This window comes from Candidatus Microthrix parvicella Bio17-1 (assembly GCF_000299415.1).
GTDB lineage: Bacteria > Actinomycetota > Acidimicrobiia > Acidimicrobiales > Microtrichaceae > Microthrix > Microthrix parvicella.
Window position 1 is genome coordinate 25,168 of the sequence record NZ_AMPG01000008.1, and the last position, 19,447, is coordinate 44,614.

13 protein-coding genes and 1 pseudogene are annotated in these 19,447 nt (G+C 63.7%); 6 read left to right on the plus strand and 8 right to left on the minus strand.

Annotation, left to right across the window (positions count from 1 at the left end; all coding sequences use genetic code 11):
- Positions 1 to 46: 46 nt before the first annotated feature.
- Positions 47 to 760: a class I SAM-dependent methyltransferase gene (locus MPARV_RS0119235; protein WP_157789742.1), complete on the minus strand. Its 714-nt coding sequence runs from the start codon at positions 758 to 760 to the stop codon at positions 47 to 49.
- 119 nt (positions 761 to 879) lie between these two features.
- Here MPARV_RS0119235 and MPARV_RS0119240 point away from each other — a divergent pair, with 119 nt between their 5' ends.
- A complete protein-coding gene (locus tag MPARV_RS0119240; protein ID WP_020379409.1) occupies positions 880 to 2,523 on the plus strand; it encodes a DUF2142 domain-containing protein in 1,644 nt (547 codons plus the stop codon).
- A gap of 17 nt (positions 2,524 to 2,540) precedes the next feature.
- Here MPARV_RS0119240 and rplL read toward each other — a convergent pair whose 3' ends face one another.
- The 6 genes and pseudogenes from rplL to secE all read right to left on the minus strand — a co-directional run bounded on the left by rplL (position 2,541) and on the right by secE (position 6,771).
- Positions 2,541 to 2,915, minus strand: a complete 375-nt coding sequence (rplL, locus tag MPARV_RS0119245) for a 50S ribosomal protein L7/L12 (RefSeq protein ID WP_020379410.1) — start codon at positions 2,913 to 2,915, stop codon at positions 2,541 to 2,543.
- Positions 2,916 to 2,917: 2 nt separating this feature from the next.
- Complete coding sequence (gene rplJ / locus MPARV_RS23215) at positions 2,918 to 3,667, minus strand: 50S ribosomal protein L10 (RefSeq protein WP_020379411.1); 750 nt, start codon at positions 3,665 to 3,667, stop codon at positions 2,918 to 2,920.
- 271 nt (positions 3,668 to 3,938) lie between these two features.
- The gene (gene rplA / locus MPARV_RS0119255) at positions 3,939 to 4,634 is read right to left on the minus strand and encodes a 50S ribosomal protein L1 (RefSeq protein ID WP_012227926.1); all 696 of its coding nucleotides are present in this window, start codon (positions 4,632 to 4,634) and stop codon (positions 3,939 to 3,941) included.
- Between the two features lie 272 nt (positions 4,635 to 4,906).
- A pseudogene (gene rplK, locus MPARV_RS21770) lies at positions 4,907 to 5,326 on the minus strand (50S ribosomal protein L11); the annotation flags it as partial.
- A gap of 141 nt (positions 5,327 to 5,467) precedes the next feature.
- The gene (gene nusG / locus MPARV_RS0119265) at positions 5,468 to 6,313 is read right to left on the minus strand and encodes a transcription termination/antitermination protein NusG (RefSeq protein ID WP_012227920.1); all 846 of its coding nucleotides are present in this window, start codon (positions 6,311 to 6,313) and stop codon (positions 5,468 to 5,470) included.
- 80 nt (positions 6,314 to 6,393) lie between these two features.
- Positions 6,394 to 6,771 carry a preprotein translocase subunit SecE gene (gene secE / locus MPARV_RS23220; protein ID WP_012227918.1) on the minus strand — a complete coding sequence of 126 codons (378 nt, stop codon included), beginning with the start codon at positions 6,769 to 6,771 and terminating at the stop codon, positions 6,394 to 6,396.
- Between the two features lie 255 nt (positions 6,772 to 7,026).
- On the opposite strand from secE, the gene MPARV_RS0119280 reads away from it, so the two are divergent.
- Positions 7,027 to 7,419 carry a PPOX class F420-dependent oxidoreductase gene (locus MPARV_RS0119280; RefSeq protein ID WP_012227916.1) on the plus strand — a complete coding sequence of 131 codons (393 nt, stop codon included), beginning with the start codon at positions 7,027 to 7,029 and terminating at the stop codon, positions 7,417 to 7,419.
- Between the two features lie 74 nt (positions 7,420 to 7,493).
- Here the strand turns inward: MPARV_RS0119280 and MPARV_RS0119285 are convergent, their stop codons facing one another.
- Positions 7,494 to 9,134, minus strand: a complete 1,641-nt coding sequence (locus MPARV_RS0119285; RefSeq protein WP_031279416.1) for an ABC transporter substrate-binding protein — start codon at positions 9,132 to 9,134, stop codon at positions 7,494 to 7,496.
- Positions 9,135 to 9,315: 181 nt separating this feature from the next.
- Here MPARV_RS0119285 and MPARV_RS25040 point away from each other — a divergent pair, with 181 nt between their 5' ends.
- From MPARV_RS25040 to MPARV_RS0119305, 4 genes are all read left to right on the plus strand, one after another.
- A complete protein-coding gene (locus tag MPARV_RS25040) occupies positions 9,316 to 9,480 on the plus strand; it encodes a hypothetical protein (RefSeq protein ID WP_020379415.1) in 165 nt (54 codons plus the stop codon).
- A gap of 212 nt (positions 9,481 to 9,692) precedes the next feature.
- Positions 9,693 to 12,854, plus strand: a complete 3,162-nt coding sequence (locus MPARV_RS0119295) for a BPTD_3080 family restriction endonuclease (RefSeq protein WP_020379416.1) — start codon at positions 9,693 to 9,695, stop codon at positions 12,852 to 12,854.
- Positions 12,855 to 12,864: 10 nt separating this feature from the next.
- The gene (locus tag MPARV_RS0119300) at positions 12,865 to 15,702 is read left to right on the plus strand and encodes a site-specific DNA-methyltransferase (RefSeq protein WP_031279418.1); all 2,838 of its coding nucleotides are present in this window, start codon (positions 12,865 to 12,867) and stop codon (positions 15,700 to 15,702) included.
- Between the two features lie 97 nt (positions 15,703 to 15,799).
- Complete coding sequence (locus MPARV_RS0119305) at positions 15,800 to 19,387, plus strand: COR domain-containing protein (RefSeq protein ID WP_020379418.1); 3,588 nt, start codon at positions 15,800 to 15,802, stop codon at positions 19,385 to 19,387.
- Positions 19,388 to 19,447 lie beyond the last annotated feature (60 nt).

Genomic DNA, 19,447 nt, shown 5'->3' on the forward strand with positions numbered 1-19,447 from the left:
CAGATCCGCTCACAATTCGCTGACCTTGCGGAGCAGGATAGGAAGTTCAGGCCGTGTCGTCAACGGTTTCTGCCACACCGTCGGTTCCCTCAGGGTCCGTCGGACGTCGCAACGTGATGAGGTAGTGGGCGTACGGCGCAGCCGCATGGTCCAGTCGGCGCTTCGCCTCAACCACCAGACCGGCCGATTCGAACACCTCTGCCATCTCGTCGATGGGACGGCAGTAGATCGGTTCGGGTCCGGCCACCAGCCGGTCGTGTACCCGATTCCAGTGGTATTTCCAGCGAGGAGCCACGTCGAGGTCCTTCACGATGACCCGGCCGTCGGGCACCAGCGCCGCCGCCACCGACTGGGCCACCCGAGCGTGCATCTCGGCTGGGAAGTGATGCAGCGCATCGCAGATCAGCACCGTGTCGTACATCGCCGGCTCGTCGATGGCCGTGGCGTCACCCAGCCGAAGGGTGACCCGTGGGCTGCGGTGCCGGGTTTCGGCGATGAGGGCCACCTTGTCCTCGTCCAGGTCGATGCCGACGAATTCCAGGTTGGGGTTCTGCACGGCCAGATACCGCTCCAGCATGCAGAGGCCGCTGCCCAGCGACAGCACCCGGCCGCTCCGACCGGCCAGTTCGGCTTCCAGTGGGCCCACCGGCGCCACCACAAAACGGGCAGCGACAAACGCCCTGGTTACGGGAGGGGCGCCTCGGTAGGTGGCGATTGCCGAGCGAACGGCGGCGAGTTTCACTACTTCTGCACCGCTCACGGTCGACGACGGATGGGCCCGATTACGGTAGTTCACAGCGGCCCGGCCGATGCCACCGCCGCCGTCGACAACCCTGCCCCGGCTTTGGGTCCCGCCGCCCCTTCGGAGTCACCACGCCCGTGTCGAACACAGCCAGCAACGACAGCGGGCTCGCCCGGCGGGCGACGTGGTGGCGGCTCTTCGGCCTGCTCACGCTGGCAGGCGTCGCCTGGATGTTGGCCACACCCCCGTTGACCGGACCCGACGAGGTGTTTCAGGCTCGGCGTGCCGCGGCGCTGGCCCGCGGCCAGTTGCGGGGCAACGTCGTTGGCTCCGGCACGTTTCAGATGATCGAGGTGGATGTACCCGACACCTACGTGGCCGGGGGCGACTCTGCGTTGTGTTTCGTCGGGGCGCCGGTGCCCGAGTCGCCGCAACGAGGGTTCGCAGTCGTTGCCCAGGACTGCCCCCCCTACCGGTCGTCGTCGAAGCTCACGACCACCGAGACCGGCCAGTACCGAGGTCAGCCGTTCTACTGGGCGGTGGTCGGCCTCCCGTCGCTGATCGACACGGGCGTGAGCGGCACATACCTGATGCGCCTGGTCGGCATCGTCATGACCACCGCACTGTTGGCCTCGGCTGCGGTATCCACCATGGCGGCCGCTCGACGACGCCTGGCATCGGTGGCGTTGTTCGGGTGCGTCACGCCCATGGTGTTGTACCTGGCCGCCTCCACCAATCCCAGCTCGGTGGAGATCGCTGCGGCGATCGGCGCATGGACCACCGGCATGCTCTTGACCCAGGCCGATTCGCAGCCCTCCGGGCGCGAGGTCGCCCGCTTCGGTGTGTCGATGGTGGTGCTCGTCCTTGCCCGCGGCCTGGGGCCACTGTTCGCCGTCGGCATTCTGGCCGTGCTGGCCGTGCTCGGCGGGAAGACGAAGGTTTTTGCTCTAGTGCGGCGTCGGGATCTGCGAGCGTGGGCCGCCGGAGGGGCTGCTGCGCTCCTGATCGCCGGATGGTGGCTGTGGTTTGTCCAGCAGACCTACGCCCCGCCCGAACGGCCCGGGTCGGGCGTCGCCACCGCCATTGGGTACCTGCCGTTCTACATTCGCCAGTCGATCGGCGTGTTTGGCCAGAACGACAGCGCCATCCCGCCACTCGCAGCCTGGGTGTGGGTCGCTGCGTTGCTCGGCGTGTTTGCGGTTGGCCTCTGGCGCTCATCGGCCAAGACCATCGTCATCTCGCTCGCCACGCTGGTGGCGGGCCTCGCCCTGTCGGTTACCGCCGAGGGTTTGTCGCTACCACCCATCGGCTTCTTCTGGCAGGGCCGCTACGCGTTGCCGGTGCTGCTGGGTGCGTTCCTCCTCGCCACGTGCACCAACCCGGTGGATCGTCCGGCGTCAGCTCGCGCCGACACCCCCGACGATCGGCAGGCTGCAGGTCGCGGCGCTCCGTGGAACGTGGCGGCGTTCCTCCACACGCGACGTGCCGGCGATGGTGCCGTCGGCCTCGCCCTCGGCCTGTTCACGGCGGTGCATGCCGCCGCGTTCCTCTCGGCGGCACGCCATCACGGCGCCAAGGGTGGCGACCCGCAAACGTGGTGGCAACTCCTGAGCAACGCCCGGTGGTCTCCCCCGCTCACGTTCCCACTGCTGCTTGTGATCTACCTGGCAGCGCTCGGCGCGCTGGCGTGGCGCGTCGTCGGGCTGGACGCGACACCGCCTCCCCGCAGCATGCGGGGAGGCGGTGATCACATTGCACTTCGCTTGACGGCTCATCGCTGAGCCGTCAAGCGAATTGACTATTTGATCTCGACGGTGGCGCCGGCGGCCTCGAGGGCCTCCTTGGCCTTCTCGGCCTCGTCCTTGGGCACGCCCTCGAGGACGGCCTTCGGTGCGGCCTCAACCAGATCCTTGGCCTCCTTGAGGCCCAGGCTGGTCAGCCCACGCACCTCTTTGATGACCTGGATCTTCTTGTCGCCAGCGCCGGTGAGCACGACGTCGAAGTCGTCCTTCTCTTCCTCGGCCTCTGCGCCGGGACCGGCAGCGGCGGCCACGGCGGCCACGGGAGCGGCTGCGGTCACCTCAAACTTGTCCTCGATGGCCTTGACCAGTTCGTAGGCCTCGACCAGGGTCAAACCCGAGATCTCTTCCAGGATGTCGTCAACTTTGCTCATGTTCAGCTCTCCTCAGTGCTTTCCGCCGCGGCGGGGGGTTCTTCAGTGGTTGCATCGTCGGCGGGTGCCTCGGACGTGTCGGAGGCGGACGCCTCCTCTGGTGTGGACTCGGCTGGTGCCTCGTCAGCGGGTGCCTCGTCGGCAGGTGCCTCATCGGCCACCGGCTCGCTCGCAGCGCCGGCGTCGGCGTCGGCGAATGCTCCGCCGTCGATCGCCGCCTGCAGCACGTAGGCCAGGGAACGATGGGTTCCGTGAATGCCTGCGGCAAGACCGCGGGCCGTTCCAGCAATGCCGCCGGCCAGCTTGGAGTAGATCTCCGGACCGGTGGGCAGGTCAGCCAGTTCCTTGACGGCGCCGGCGTCCAGGACGTCGCCGCCCATCACTCCGCCCTTGAGTACCAGCAGTGGCTGGGTCTTGGCGAAGTCGGTGAGCGCCTTGGCGGCAGAACCGACGTCGGTGGCCACGAAGGCCATGGCGGTCGGTCCGACCAACAGTTCGGCCAGGTCCCAGTCGAGTTCGTCGGCTGCGCGACGCACCAGCGTGTTCTTGTACACCTTGTACACGGCGCCGGCCTCGGTCAGCGAAGCCCGAAGGCTTTGCAGTTCCTTGACCGTCAATCCGCGGTACTCGGTGAGAATCACCGCCTCGGCGTTGCTCATCCGCTCCTTCACCTCGGTCACCACGGCCACTTTGTCGGCCCTGGGTTCCTTGGCGTCGGCCTCGGCTGCAAGTTCTGTGGGGTCATCTGTCATGCACTCACACCTCCTCTCTTCATATTGGTGGGCTCGAAGCCCGGTTGGTTGTGGGTGGAGATCGCCACCCGAACCACGTCGGAGACGCGAAACGGGTGCCCGCAAGCGGACACCCGTACAAGAGAGGCGGCACCCGAGGGCGTCACCAGATCTGAGGAGTCCGCCTATTTCGGCGAGCCGAGGCTCATTGAGGAGTTGCCGGCCGGAGCCGGTTTGTCCACCGAAGGTCTTTGGCGATGTGATCTCGAAGACGAGAGCCTAGCGGACCCGCCTACTTGGAGTCGTAGGCGCCGGCGTCGACACGGACAGCGGGGCCCATGGTGGAGGACAGCGACACCTTCTTCAGGTACTTGCCCTTGGACGCCGACGGCTTGGCCCGCATGATCTCGCCCATGACGGCGGCCAGGTTGGCGTCCAGCGCGTCGGGCTCAAAGCTCACCTTGCCGACGGGCACCGCCACGTTGCCGTAGCGGTCGGTGCGGTACTCCACCTTGCCACCCTTGAACTCGCCGACGGCCTTGGCCACGTCGGGGGTCACCGTGCCGGTCTTCGGGTTGGGCATCAACCCACGAGGACCCAGCACCCGGCCCAGCTTGCCCACGGTGGGCATCATGTCGGGGGTGGCGATGGTGAGGTCAAAGTCCATCATGCCGCCTTGGATCTGTTCGGCCAGGTCGCTGCCGCCAACAAAGTCGGCGCCGGCGGCGCGTGCGGCCTCGGCCTGCTCGCCTTCTGCAAACACGGCAACGCGCACGTTCTTGCCGCTGCCCGAGGGCAGGGTCACGGTGCCGCGCACCATCTGGTCGGCCTTTCGGGGGTCGACCCCGAGACGACACACCAGGTCGACGCTCTCATCGAAGTTCTTCGACGCCAGCGACTTCACCAGCTCAAGCGCCTCGCGCGGGCCGTGCTGCAGTTCGGGGTCGTAACGCCGTGCAGCGTCGCGGTACTTTTTGCCTTTCGCCATGATGGCTCCCTCTCGTGTGTTGAATGTGATGGTGTTGCTGTTCGTCCCGGGGCGAGGTACTCCCCGCAGGATCGAATGGGGGGCGGCGCCGAAGCGCCGCCAAATCAGCTGTCGTCGCCTTCGCCGCCGGCGTCAGCGTCGGATGCCTCGGCTGGTGCCTCGGCTGCGGGGGCCTCCTCGGCGTGAAGTGCCTCGTTGGCGTCCACCATGGCGGCCATCTCGTCGGCATCCACCAGGGGGGCCAACTCGTCGCCGGCCTCGTCCTCCCACAACACCCGGATGCCCATCGAGCGGGCGGTGCCGGCCACCTGCTGCTTGGCCTGCTCCAGGTCGTCGGTGTTCAGGTCGGGCATCTTGGTGGTGGCGATCTCGGCCAACTGGGCCTCGGTGACCTCGCCCACGGCGCCACGTCCAGGCAGTTGAGAGCCCTTCTCTAGCCCGGCTGCCGCACGGATGAGCACCGACGCGGGCGGTGTCTTCAGAACGAACGTGAACGAACGATCCTCGTAGATGGTGATCTCGACGGGCACGATGGTGCCGCGCTGGTTCTCAGTTTGGGCGTTGTAGGCCTTCGTGAAATCCATGATGGCGATGCCGTGGGGGCCCAGGGCGGTACCAACGGGGGGCGCAGGGGATGCCTGACCGGCCGGGATCTGGATCTTGACGACGGCCGAGACCTTTTTCTTTGCCATGATGTGCTCTCTCGTGTGGGGCTGACGACGGTGTGCGACTCGACAGGTATGGGGGTGGATCTTCGCCCGGTTGGGGTCCGGGGCGACGTGGGCACAAACAACCAGTGTGTGCTGCAAACAGCTCACACGGCAAGGTGAGCGTTACAGCTTGGCCACCTGGGAGAACTCCAGTTCCACCGGGGTCTCTCGTCCGAAGATGTTCACCAGCACCTTCAGCTTCAGTTGGTCGGCGTTGATTTCTGCGATTTCGCCGGAGAAATCTGCAAACGGGCCCTGCTTTACCCGTACCGTTTCGTTGATCTCGTATTCCATGCGGGGGCGGCTTCGCTTGGCCGAGGCCTCGTCGCCGTCCTTCTTCACGGTGAGGAACTTCTCCACCTCTTTGCGAGGCAACGGGGACGGCTTGTTGCCGGCGCCGACAAAGCCGGTGACCCCGGGGGTGTTGCGCACCACGTACCAGGCGTCGTCGTTGAGGCGGGTGCGAACCAGCAGATAGCCCGGGAACATCTTCTTGGGCACCACCACCTTCTTGCCCTGACGAATCTCGGTGACGTCCTCCATGGGGATGACCACCTCGTAGATGCGCTCCTCCATGTTCATGGAGTGGGCACGGGCCTCGAGGTTGTGCTTCACCTTGTTCTCATAGCCCGACTGCGTGTGCAGCACGTACCACTTGCCCGGCTTCTTGAACGGGCTGATCTCCTCCGGCTCGACCGCAGCGGCGCCCTCTTCGAGCAGGGCGTCCTCGTCGAGAACCTCCGGCCCGGCGTCGGACGCTTCGGTGGCCTCGGCTTCGTCGGTTGCCTCTGGCTCAGCGGCCGTCTCAGGCTCGGCGGTGGCCTCGGGCTCGTCGCCGGTGCCCTCGTCGGCTTCGTCCGTCACGGCGTCCGCAGCAACCTCGTCGGTCACGGCTTCGTCTGCCGACGGGTCCTCGGCGGCCACCTCGGTGGCGTCCTCGGTGTCGTTGCTGGGCTCGATGTTGGTCATGTGTTGTCCTGGCTGGGGATCGAGGTGGGCGTCTCCGGCGAATTCAATGCGGACGCTGGTCGTAGCGATGAAATGGTGGCCTAACCACCGGTGAACAGGGTGACGCCCGCAGAGATCAGGCCTGCCGGGGCACCCGCCGGGGTGGGGTCGACTCCGCTGTCAAACAGGAAGTCCTGCACAAACTTCAGGAACACCCAGTCGAGGGCGGTCACAAACATGGTGAGTGCCACGATGGCCACGAACACAATAATGGAGTAGCGGGTGAGTTCTTCGCGGGTGGGCCACGCCACCTTTCGCAGCTCGCTGCGAACCTCCTTGAAGAACTGCGTCGGCGAGGTGCGTTCCTCTTTCCGAGCGGTCTTGGCGGGCTGACGACGGTCGCGGGCAACTGGCGCACCCTCGGCGTCAACCTGTCCGGCGCGCTGCATTGCACGCTTCTGTTCACGGTTCATTGCCATCGGTTCACCCTCCGGCGAAACAAGGGGGTTGGGTGCTGTCTGCTCAAGTCGGAACCCTGCTGGGCAGCACGGAGTAGAGACTCCTGCCACCGGTTTTGGAGACGGTTGACGATTGTACTCAGGTGGAGACCTTCGACACCTACCCGACGGATCGCGTGAGCATCGACACACCACCCACGACGACCGCCACCGGAACCCTCGACACTCCCAAGGTTGCGCCCATCACGGCGCCGACAACGTGGGTACCTTGGAACGATGACCATCGACGCAGACCTCAAGACCATGGCTCAGGCAAAGAACTTCGCGGCCCTCACCACGCTGATGCCCGACGGCCAACCTCAGACGCAGCTGATGTGGGTGCACGCCGACGACGATCACGTGATCATCAACACCGAGACGGGCCGTCAGAAGTTCGCCAACATCACGGTCGACCCCCGGGTGACGGTCACGGTGTTCGATGCCACCAACCCGTATCGCTACGTCGAGGCCCGAGGCCGGGTGGCCGAGACGGTCACCGGCGACGAGGCTCGAGCCGGCATCGACGAACTGGCCCAAAAGTTCACCGGCGCCGACTACGCCAACCCCATCGGCACCGAGCGGGTCATCCTGCGCATCGCGGTCGACAAGGTGCACAAGAACGGCGTGTAATCCGGCTCTCGAGACCGCAGCAGCCACCGCTCCTTTGCATGCTGGGCTTTCAACCACTCGACCAAGCCCTCCAACTACTGCTCCACCCACAGCCCGCTGACCGGATGCCCAACGGCCAGACCCTCAAACGGCGGCTCGCCATCGATGGCCGGGCCGAGGATGCCGTGCACCTTGGGTTGTGACGACACCGCCCATGCGCTCCACATCAGCCACACATTGTGCGCCTGCTGAGCGAAGCGACGGTTGAGGTCCTCGTAGATGGTCTTCCGCTTGGCCGCATCGGGCTCGGCCCGGCCTGCGGCGAGCAACCGGTCGATGGTGGGGTCCTGATACCGCCCGAAGTTCACCGGCGAATCCGAACGCCACCAGACGAACTGGCCATCGGGGTCACCGCCCGGGTGATTGCGCCAGAACACCGCATCAAACCCCCCGGCGATCACCTGGTCGATCAGGGCGGCCTGGTCTGCGGGCGTCAGCTTCATGTCGATGCCAACCTCGGCCAGTTGGCTCTGCACCAACTCCATGCTGGTGAGCGAGCCGGGGTCGCCGCCGTGGAGCATCGTAAAGCCAAGCTGCTTGCCCGTCTCGCGTTCGTAGGCCGCCACATGCTGTTTCGCCTCGTCGAGGTTGTAGGCGGGGAAGCCCGAGTTTTTGAGGTAGCCGATGCTGCCCGGAGCGAACGGCCCGGAGGCCACCGGCTGGCGACCGGCGGTGCGCAGCTTGACGAACTCGTCGCGGTCGATGGCCTGGCTCACCGCCAGCCTGGCGTCCATGTTGTCGAACGGCGGCTTCGATTCGTTGAACATCACGTATGTCACGTCGGCGAAGTCCGAGGTGGACAACACGTTGATCGTGCCGGCGTCCGCCAGCGCCTCGACGCGTTCCAGGTCTTCCCCCGTGCTGGTGTGCATCAGGTCGTAGCGCCCCATCTGCAACGACTCCACCGAGTCGCCGTCGTTCAGCATGGAGACGAACGTGATCTCGTCCAGGTAGGGCAGCCGGGTGCCATCGGCATCGGTCTGCCAGTAGTCCGCGTTCTTCTCGGCGACGAACCGGTTGTTGAGCTTCCATTCCTTTTTCCGAAACGGCCCGGTACCCACCAGGGCCTTGTCGCAGTTGGTGGCGTCGTCCAACTGCGATTGACCCATGATCCCAATGCGCCCCTCGAAGAACAGGAAGTTGGGAAACGACGGCCACGGCGTTTTGGTGGTGACCGTCACCGTCAACGGGTCGGTGGCCTTCACGGTGTCGACGTTGTCGAACACAAACGAGAACAACGTCGCAGAACGCCCCTCATATTCCCCCCGGTAGGCGTCCAGGTTGTTCTTCACCACCTCGGCGGTCAGGTCGGTGCCGTCGTGAAACTTCACGCCCTTGCGCAACTTGATCGTCCAACGATCGAACGTGTCGTTGGGAGTCACCGACGTGGCCAGGAACGGCATCATCTCGCCGGACTGCGCCGGCACCATCAGCGTGTCGTAGATGGCCCGGGCCACCTGGATGCCCGAGATGGCCAGCTGCGACTCGGGCAGGCACCAGCCACCGTTGGACTCGTTTTCGATCCCGTAGATGACGCTGCCGCCAGCTTGCGGTGTGCCCTCGTCGGCAGCGTCCGCACTCCCCTTGGCCGAGCCACCCTGACCGCCTCCGCAGGCTGCGACCAGCAGGGCAACACCGGCCACGGCGGCCGTCACCTTCAAGCGTCGATGCAACATCTCTCCACTCGCTCCCCTACTTGTCCGACCCGGTGGCCACAGTCCATCACCTCCGGCACACTTGGGTTACTCAAACCGGCTCGAACTCAGACTTTCGTTGGTTGGCCCGACCTGATGGGCAACGCTGTGGTGTGGGCGACGTCGAAGGCGCTCGCGTTGACGACCCTGGGGAGGCGTCGACTTGTTCCGCGGCGTCGTCGACACCAAGTTCGACTCCCTCGACATCAAGGTGGACGCCATTCCCACGGAGATCGACAAGAAGCAGACAGGTCTGACCCGTTGGGCAATCGCACTCTTCGTGGCGATGCCCAGCGGCCTTGTTGTCGGCCAAGCCCTGTTCCGGTGAGCACCGCTCAGGCCAATACCGGCGTGTCCAAGGTGACGCAACGTGAGATTGGCACGACATGCTGGGACGGCTGCTCATACGGCGCCGGCTGCGATCCCCATGGCTGACCGCCTCGGCGGCCGATAAGACCGAACGCATTCCGGCACGGAGGCGGCCGAGCCCGGTCGCATAGTCTTTGAGCGCTCATCACGCACCGAGGGGAGGGGGCGTCAGTGACCGATGAACCGACCGAGGCGTCGCTGGGTAATCCCATCCTCAACTCGCCCTACACCCCGCCAGAGGCCCACTTCGAGCTTGGCCCCAACGGTCCCACTGGCAAGGTGCTGACCGGTCGACGACCCAGCGAGTCGTTCATCCCCGTGCCGCCCTCCCGGAAGGGCCGCAAGCAAGACACAGCCCAGACCCAGATCGACTTCGACGTCACCGGCGAGCGTCGCGAGCAGAACTCGCTGATCAACGACATCCGCCAGCGGGTGGAGCTGTGGCGCAACCGCAGCTACCCGTGGGTGACGCCGATGAGCCGCAAGCTGCTGGAGTACTGGGCGGGCACCGACGGGCGCCGCGAGGAGCCGATGCTGTTCTGCCAGCGGGAGGCCGCCGAGACGGCGATCTATCTGGCCGAGGTGGCGGGCCGCCACGGCGAGCCAGAGATCCGCAGCCGCTTGAACGAGCACAATGCCACCCACAACGGCGGCCTCAATCGCACCGCCCTCAAGATGGCCACCGGTTCGGGCAAGACCATCGTCATGGGCATGCTGATCGCCTGGCAGACCATCAACAAGTCGGCCACGCCTCGCGACATCCGCTTCGCCAACCGGTTCCTCATCGTCACGCCCGGCATCACCATCCGCGACCGTCTGCGGGTGCTGCAGCCCTCCGAGGACGTCAACTACTACGACCAGCGCGATCTGGTGCCCTCCGAGCTGTGGCCCCTGATGCTTGAGGCGCAGATTCACGTCACCAACTACCACACCTTTCTTCTGCGTGACGCCAAGGAGATCAAGGGGGTGGCGGCCAACACCCGCAAGCTGCTGCTGGCCGGCAAGAACACCGACCCGTTCCGCGAAACCGAGGCCGACATGGTCAGCCGGGTGTTGCGCAGCTTTAGCGGGCGGGGCTCGGGCGAGGTGGTCGTGTTCAACGACGAGGCGCACCACTGCTACCAGTCGCTCGCCGCGGAGGCCGTTCAGGATCCCGCTGTGGAGCGCCCGGACCGCGAGGACAAGACACGCAACGAGAACGCCGGCGTGTGGTTCAAGGGCCTTCAGGCCATTGACGCCAAGGTGGGCATCAAGTCGGTGTTCGACCTGTCGGCCACCCCGTACTACCTGTCCGGTTCCGGCTACCCGGAGGGCTACATCTTCCCCTGGGTGGTCAGCGACTTCTCGCTGATGGACTCGATCGAGTCGGGCATCGTCAAGGTGCCCCGCATGCCGGTGGACGACGACGCAGTCGGCGACAAGCCCACCTACCTCAACCTGTGGGAGCACATCGGCAAGGAGCTGCCCAAGAAGCTTCCCAAAGGTGAGCATCCCGAGGACTGGGTACCACCGATCGTGCTGGAGGGCGCGCTCGACAGCCTGTATCGCAGCTATGCCAACCGCTTCCAGACGTGGGAGGCCACGCTGGCGTCGGCCGGCGAGCCACCGCCGGTGATGATCGTGGTGTGCCCCAACACCACGGTGTCCAAGCTGGTGTTCGAGTGGATTGCCGGCCTGGACGTGCCCGAGGACAACGGCACGTCAACGGCCCGACCCGGCAGGTTGCCGTTGTTGTCCAACGTGGTCGACGGCGAGTGGCTGGACCGGCCCCGCACGGTACTGATCGATTCGGCGGCCCTTGAGTCGGGGGACACGTTCAAACCCGAGTTCAAGGCCGCTGCGGCCACCGAGCTGGCGGCGTTCAAGAACGAGTACCGCAAGCGCAACCCCGGCGCGGATGTGTCCAAGCTGACCGACGAAGACCTCATGCGCGAGGTGATGAACACCGTCGGCAAGGCCGGCAAGCTGGGCGAGCAGATCCGCTGCGTGGTGTCGGTGTCGATGCTCACCGAGGGCTGGGATGCCAACACGGTCAGCCACATCCTGGGCGTCCGGGCTTTCCGCAGCCAGCTGCTGTGCGAGCAGGTGGTGGGCCGTGGCCTGCGCCGCCGCAGCTACGCCGTCAACGAACAGGGCCGCTTCGAGCCCGAGTATGCCGACGTGTACGGCGTGCCCTTTGCCTTCATCCCATCCGATCGGGCCACACCCAACCCCAAGCCCAGCGCGCTGGCCAACGAGGTGTACTCGGTTCCTGGCCGTGAGGACTTGGAGATCGTCTTTCCCCGCCTGCAGGGCTACCGCGTGGAGCTGCCCGAGCAGTGGGTGTTCGAGGATTTCGACGACGAGGCGCTACTCACCGTGGGCCAAAGCGAGCTTGCCACCTGGGTGCAGAACGCCGGCATCGCCGGGGTCGAGGAGGAGATCGACAACGAGGAGTACCGCAAGGCCCGCCCCCAGCGTGTGGCCTTCGAGTTGGCTGCGGTGCTGGTGCAGAAGTTCTCCAGTGGCACCTTTGGCCTCGATGTGCCAGCCACGGACGAAAGCGATGGCGAGCTCGACGACGACATCACCAAGGCCAACCGTCCGTGGTTGTTCCCGCAGTTGGTTCGTATCGCCCAGCGCTGGATCGACGAGTGCGTCACGCTGGACGATGGCGTGTCCATCGGCCACCTGCTGCCCAGCCAAAGCCTCAACGCTGCTGCCGAAAAGCTCTATGGCCAGCTCCTGCGGTCCGCAGCCGAACGCGACCCGGTGCTCTTGCCGACCTTCGAACAGCACCGGCCGGTCGGTTCCACATCCGACATTCACTTCTCCACCCGCAAGGTGACCGTTGAGGCCGCCCGCAGCCAGCTGAACGCCGTGGTGCTCGACGGCCCCAAGGGCAACTCGTGGGAGGAGTCGGTGGCGGGCATCCTCGAACGCCACCGCGACGTACACAGCTACGCCAAGAACGACCGCCTTGGCTTCGAGGTCCCGTACGTGCACCAGGGTAAGAGCCACCGCTACATCCCCGACTTCCTCGTCCGCATGACCCGGCAGGACGACGGGGTGACCCGCACCCTCATTATCGAGGTGTCCGGCGGTCAGAAGAGCCCCGGCCCCACCATGGCCAAGGCCACCACGGCTCGCGACCAGTGGTGCGTGGCGGTCAACAACCACGGCGGTTGGGGCATCTGGGCCTACCTCCAGGTCAACGACATAGCGAAGGCCTCGACCGAGATCAACGCCGCCCTCGATCAGTTGGCCCAAGCGCGCCCCAACGCCAAGCAGCTGGCGGCAAGGCCCCGCCAACCCGACGCTCACAGCAACACTCTCAAACCCGCCGCCCTCTGAGGAGCCCAGCGTGCCACCCCGCAAGAAGCAGCCCTCCGGCCCCAAGCCCGTCGTGGCCACCACCTACGACGACAAGCGCACCAACATCCCCACCGCCGACGCCCAAGAGTTTGTGGCGCCCGACGTGGAGGCGCCCCGCAAGGTGCGCTGGGATCGCGACCACAGCCTCGATCCGCAACTGGTCTGGAAGGGCAAAGACTTCGAGGCCGACGTCCTCGAAGGTGATGCACCGCCCATCTACATCCAGGAGAAGGTCGACCCCCGCGTACTCGTCGAGAACCTGCGCCGCACCGCAGCCGCCAATGAGCCAGAACCCGAGCTGACGCTGTTCGACACCTTCGATGGCCTCGATGAGCTGGACGCCGTCGACTTCTACCGTCACGACGCCAACTGGTCCAACCGCATGATCCTGGGCGACTCGCTCAACGTGATGGCCAGCCTGGCCGAGCGCGAGCGCCTGCGCGGCAAGGTGCAGATGATCTACGTCGACCCGCCCTACGGCATCAAGTTCGGGTCCAACTGGCAGGTCTCGGCCCGTAAGCGGGACGTCAAGGATGGCAAGGTCACCGACGCCAGCCGCCAGGTGGAGCAGATCAAGGCGTTCCGGGACACCTGGGAGCTGGGCATCAACAGCTACTTGGCGTATTTGCGGGATCGCCTCCTCGTCGCCCGAGATCTCCTGACCGAGAGCGGCAGCTGCTTCGTTCAGATCGGCGATGAGAACGTGCACCTGGTGAGAAGTCTGATGGACGAGGTCTTCGGTTCAGAGAACTTCGTCTCGCTCATCACCTACTCGACGACATCGAGTGCGACGGCTGACCTGCTACCTGGCACGACTGATTTCATAGTCTGGTTCGCCAAGCATCGTCCGTCGGCGAAGTATCGCTCGGTCTTGATGAACAAGCAGCTTGGTGGAGCTGGGGCCAGCAAATACGACCAGGCCGAGCTCCCGGGCGGTACCCGCATGTCCCTTGGAAAGGTCCAACCTGAGGAGGCCTCGACGGCCCGACCTTTCCGACATGACAACCTCACGAGTCAGAGCCAAGGGCGGGCCAAAGGTCTCGGAGCAGCGTCGTGGTTCGAGGTTGAGCTTGAGGGCCAGACGTTCACGCCTGGCATCCAGTCCCGCTGGAAGACAAACGAACAAGGCATGAACCGGCTCCGACTGGCGTCACGGCTAGCCGTCACCGGAAAAACCCTGGCGTACGTCAGATTCCTTGACGACTTCCCTGCATTCGGCATTTCGAACTCGTGGAATGACATCGGCGGAATTCAAAGCAGAGCTGATCCGAAGATCTACGTGGTCCAAACGGCAAGGCGGGCAATTGAGAGGTGCATGCACATGTGCACCGATCCGGGCGACTTGGTGCTGGACCCGACGTGCGGCTCCGGCACAACAGCGAACGTCGCCGAGCAATGGGGTCGCCGTTGGATCACCATCGACACCTCCCGAGTCGCACTTGCCTTGGCGCGTCAGCGGTTGATGGGCGCCAAGTTCCCCTACTACTTGTTGGCAGACTCAGCCGAGGGTCGGCTGAAAGAAGGCCAGGTCACCGGCACGGCGCTTCCAGACAGCCATCCAACAGACGACATCCGCCACGGGTTCGTCTACGAGCGTGTCCAGCACGTCACGCTGAAGTCCATCGCCAACAATCCCGACATCGTCGAGGGTATGAGCCGCTCCGAGATCGATTCTGCCATCAAGCGACATGCGGATTTCGAACTGCTCTACGACAAGCCGTACGAGAGCAACAACAAGGTGCGGGTGACCGGCCCGTTCACGGTCGAGAGCCTGTCGCCCCACCGGTCGCTCGCGTTCGCCGGTGGCCCCGACGAGGCCGACGTGAAGCCCGCTGCCGAACAGGCAGGCGAGGACGACGTCACAGGTGCCGACTTCACCCAGACCATCCTCGACAACCTGGCCGAGGCCGGTATCCAGAACGGCCAGCGCCAAGAACGCATCGAGCTCGAATCAGTAGAGCCCTACGCTGGCGAGTGGATCAACGCCGTTGGAATTCGAAAAGCACCCACCTCCGCCGCCCCCGAAGCCGCCGACTCAGCGCCCAACCCCGCCGGCGCCACCGAAGGCGACAGTTCCACCGCCGACAGCGAGCAAGACGGCGCCGCGGCGCCGCCGACCAAGGTCGGCATTTCGCTGGGCCCGCAGTACGGCACGGTGAGTGCCCGGTGGGTAAAGGATGCCGCTAGAGAGGCGATCCAGGCAGGCGACATTGATCTGCTGTGCATCCTGGCGTTCGCATTCGACCCGAATGTCCTTGGCACGAGCGTTGACGGCGCCAATGTGGAAACTGATCTCGACACGGACGACTTCGCCAGCGTGGCCGACCAGCGCCAGATGGGTCGGGTGCCCGTCCTCTTAGTCCGCATGAATGCCGACCTGGTGATGGGCGAGGAGCTGAAGAAGACAGGTGCGGGCAACCTCTTCACGGTGTTCGGCGAACCCGACATCGAGATCGTCGAGGCAGACAACCAGCTCACCGTCACCCTCCACGGGGTCGACGTGTACGACCCAAGCACCGGCGAGGTCCGCAGTCGAGACACCGATCAGATTGCGCTGTGGATGATCGACAGCGATTACGACGGCGAGAGCTTCTACGTACGGCACGCCTACTTCACGGGTGGGCAGGATCCGTACAAGAAGCTGAAACGGGCGTTGAAGGCCGAGATCGACGAGGAAGTCTGGGCTGGCCTCTACCGAACCGAGAGCCGCCCGTTTCCGAAACCCTCAACCGGCCGCATCGCGGTGAAGGTCATCAACGACTATGGCGACGAAGTCCTCCAAGTCTTCGACCTTTCCACTGTAAACGGCGGTATCAACCGTGGGTGAGATGGGAGAGCGTTCGCCATTCATACCAGCGTCATTTGATGAACTCCTAGCCATTCTTTCTTCAACCCATTTGCGAAAAGTAACGTTCTCCCGAAACATGGGCTTTTTTGATGGCGGACGAGGTGCCTCTGAGCTGTTGGATCCGAGTGTTCTGAGCGTCTCGCTCAGCGAGATTTGGCGCTCGTTTCCGCGCCATAAGATAGTAGAGGCGGTGACGAAAGGGTTTGAAACGGTTATGTGGACGCTTCCAAACTTAGACCGACTTGGTTTCGGAAATATGGCCCTGAACCAATTGGACGTCGACGCTATCGCGGAAACGCTCCCGGGGCTCTCTTCTCTCAATATGTGGAGCACCTTTATAACTGATGCTGGTGTGTTAACAATTGCCAAACGCCTTCGAAGCCTCTCCAGCCTCACGCTTTCCTACTGCAACGTAGGCGACCAGGGGGCTGCTGCCGTCGCAAGGGGCCTGACTGGTCTCGCTGCCCTCAACCTGTATGGCAGCGGGATCGGTGATGATGGTGCTATCGAAATCGCCAGGAACCTTCGTGGGCTTATCGACCTTAATCTGGGCAACAACCGCATCGGAAAGACCGGTGTCTTGGCGTTCGAGGGAGGGGGCCTCTCTCATCTCAACTTGGAGTACAACTATCTCGGCACTGATGGAGCGGTCGCTATTGCTAAGCGGGTTGGCTCTCTTCTGTCTGTCAATCTGGGCCACAATGATATCGGTGATGAAGGTGCCGTCGCACTCGCCAGACACCTCACTGATCTGAATGAACTTGATCTTGCAGGTAATGACATCGGCCGTCAGGGGGCAGGATCAATCGCCCGAGCCTTCCCCGCGCTGGCGAACCTCAACCTTCAAGACAACAGTCTCGGCGATGACGGCGCCACGGTAATCGCAGAGCGACTGGTCCAGCTTGCGGATCTCAACTTAGGCGATAACCACATCCGAACCGATGGTGCCGTAGCAATTGCCAACAATCTCCGCAACCTCACCTCGCTTAACCTCAGCCGCAACCCCATCCGGACTCAGGGCGCTACGGCCATCGCAGAGGGGTTGCCACAGCTAATGTGTCTTGAACTTGGTGAAGCTCGCGTTCACCAAGCGGGCGCTGAATCGCTAGCTCGAAAGTTGACCAACCTCAAAACACTTGGTCTGTGGAGCAACAGCATTGGGAACGAAGGCGCCAGAGCGATCGCCGAGGGCGCCCCGCAAATCACGCATCTCGACCTCGCAAACAACCTAATCGACGATGAAGGCGCTGGAGCGATCGCTCGGCATCTGGTCAATCTGACGGTACTTAACTTGTCTTTCAACAGCATCGATGACGATGGCTGTTTAGCCATCACGAGGGCGCTCCCGAATCTTCGTCGTCTCGAGTTGAGAGCCAACCGTATTGGCGATGGCGGTATTGCTGTGATCGGAAACTTGACCTTGCTAAATAGGTTGGACCTCGGACACAACCGAATTTGTTCTCGTGGCGCCATAGCGATCGCCGCTCAACTCCCGAGCCTCATCGGTCTGAATCTTACCCACAACTCAATCGGCGGCGAGGGCGCTATCGCCATCGCCAACCGATGTTTCCACCTGACAGGCCTCAACCTGGCTCACAACAATATCGAGGAGCGTGGCATATCTGGTCTCCTGGACGCACTTGGAGAGGTTTCCCACGGGTGGCTCAGGACGCTTGATCTATCGGGCAACCCTGGACTGGAACATCTGGGTATGCCTGAGCTTGTGGATTCGGTAGATGCCCAGGCCATACTGGCCACACGTTCTGAGTTACGAGAGGCCCAGTTCAGGGGCGGGGTGCCGTTTGGGGAGGCGAAGTTGGTGGTGTTGGGTGACGGGGCGGTCGGCAAGACTTCGTTGCTCAACGCCCTAATCAACCATGTCGCGTGTGACCCGACAGAGTCGAAGACTCCCGGAGTTGAACATCGAGTTTGGAACCCAAGGTGGACCATTCCATCAGGACCCGGCCAGGCTGAGGTCCGGCTGAATGTCTGGGACTTCGGCGGGCAGGTCATCCTCCAGCAAACTCACCAATACTTCCTCACCGAGCGCTGTATTTCGCTCATCGTTCATGACAGCAGGGATGAGGACGACCGCGTAGTGAGGTCGTGGCTGAACGTGGTCAAAGCACGAGCTCCGCACTCACCGGTGATCGTCGTCGTCAACAAGTGCGATGACGGGGCGCACAACATCGACTTCGACCGACTTCGGGAAGACTTCCCTGAGATTGACGAGGTTTTCGCTGTTTCCTGCAAAAGACAAGAGGACCTTCCGACCGGATTTGATGGCCCTAACGAGACCATTTGTGCGGTGAGAGACCAGATTGTCGAGCTCCTTCGGACTGATTCGCGCCTGAAGTCGGTACAGACTCCGGTGCCTCCAAGCTGGGTGCGAGTTAGGGACGAGATTCGCAAACGCGCTGCTGACCAAGAGGTCATGGCAGCCTCGGAGTTCGTCACCATCTGCGCCAGCGCCGATCATCCCGACGCTCGCGTTGACAACCCGGACAGTCAACGTGGTTTGCTACGAATGCTGCATCAAATGGGCGGACTCGTGGCGCATGGGCTTACCGACGAGACGAGGTCCCTTGATGGGCTCACGCTGTTGGATCCCAACTGGCTCACGACGGCGATTTACGCCCTGCTGGCCGATAGCGAACTCCGAGAGCGGGATGGCGTTTTTGATCGCGACATCATGATGAAGGTCCTACTTAGACGAGACAACGTAGATCCCGCTTCTTATGGACAGGATCGGATCGACTACATCATCGGCATGATCCAGCGTCCAGAGTTCACGCTCGCATTCCGCTTGCCTGGGTCGGATGAGCCTCCGCAATACCTGCTGGCCGAGGCGCTTCCTTCTGCGACCCCTGCAGTTGCCAAGGGCTGGGAGAAGGACTCGCTTCGCTTTCGATACAGGTACCCCGAGTATCGCCAGAGCCTGATTCCGACCTTCCTCGTGGTTGCCCATGAGCATTTCGGACCTGACCCAAGCCGGTGGCGATTCGGATGCACCTTGGAGATCATCGGGTGCCCGATACTCATCACCGCCGACCGCGAGGCTAAGACAATCGATGTCGCCGTTGCAGGCGATGGTCACCGGCGCGAAGCGCTTGCTGTCGTTCGCAGCCTCTTTGAAGCTGTGCACAAGCGGCTCCCTGAGGCTGATCCAAAGGAGCGCGTGCCGTTGCCGGATAACCCGGTATCTGACGTCGGATACCAGCACCTGCTTGAAATTGTTAATAAGGACAGTCCCGATGAGATGATTCGCCCGGAGGGCGGTGCTGGCAAGTACCGGGCGGGAGACCTCCTATACGGAGTGCACAAAGGGGTAGTCAGCAACCCGGCAGGTCCCAGAGGGCAATGCCGGGATATCAGCATTAATATCGAGAACAGGAACACGAACACCAACGGCGAGACACCTCCAGCGGGCGATGAGGCAGTCCGAACAGCAATGCTTCCGAGGGGTGTGGGCAGATCATGGGCTGACAGGATCGGCATCTTGTCGATAGCTGGGGGTCTTTTGGGCGCACTCCTCGGTCTGGCCGTGCTGTTTGGCCGAGACAAGGGTTGGCCTCTCGATGAGGTACTTCGACTTGTCACTCTCGGGGCTTTGTTGGGGGGAGCAGCCGGCCTGCTTCTTGGTTGGATCCGAGGCGACCACTAGCCCAGACCTTTCAGTTGTTGGGTGGGGTGGGTGCTGACCGCTGGTGAGGGCTCGACGGCG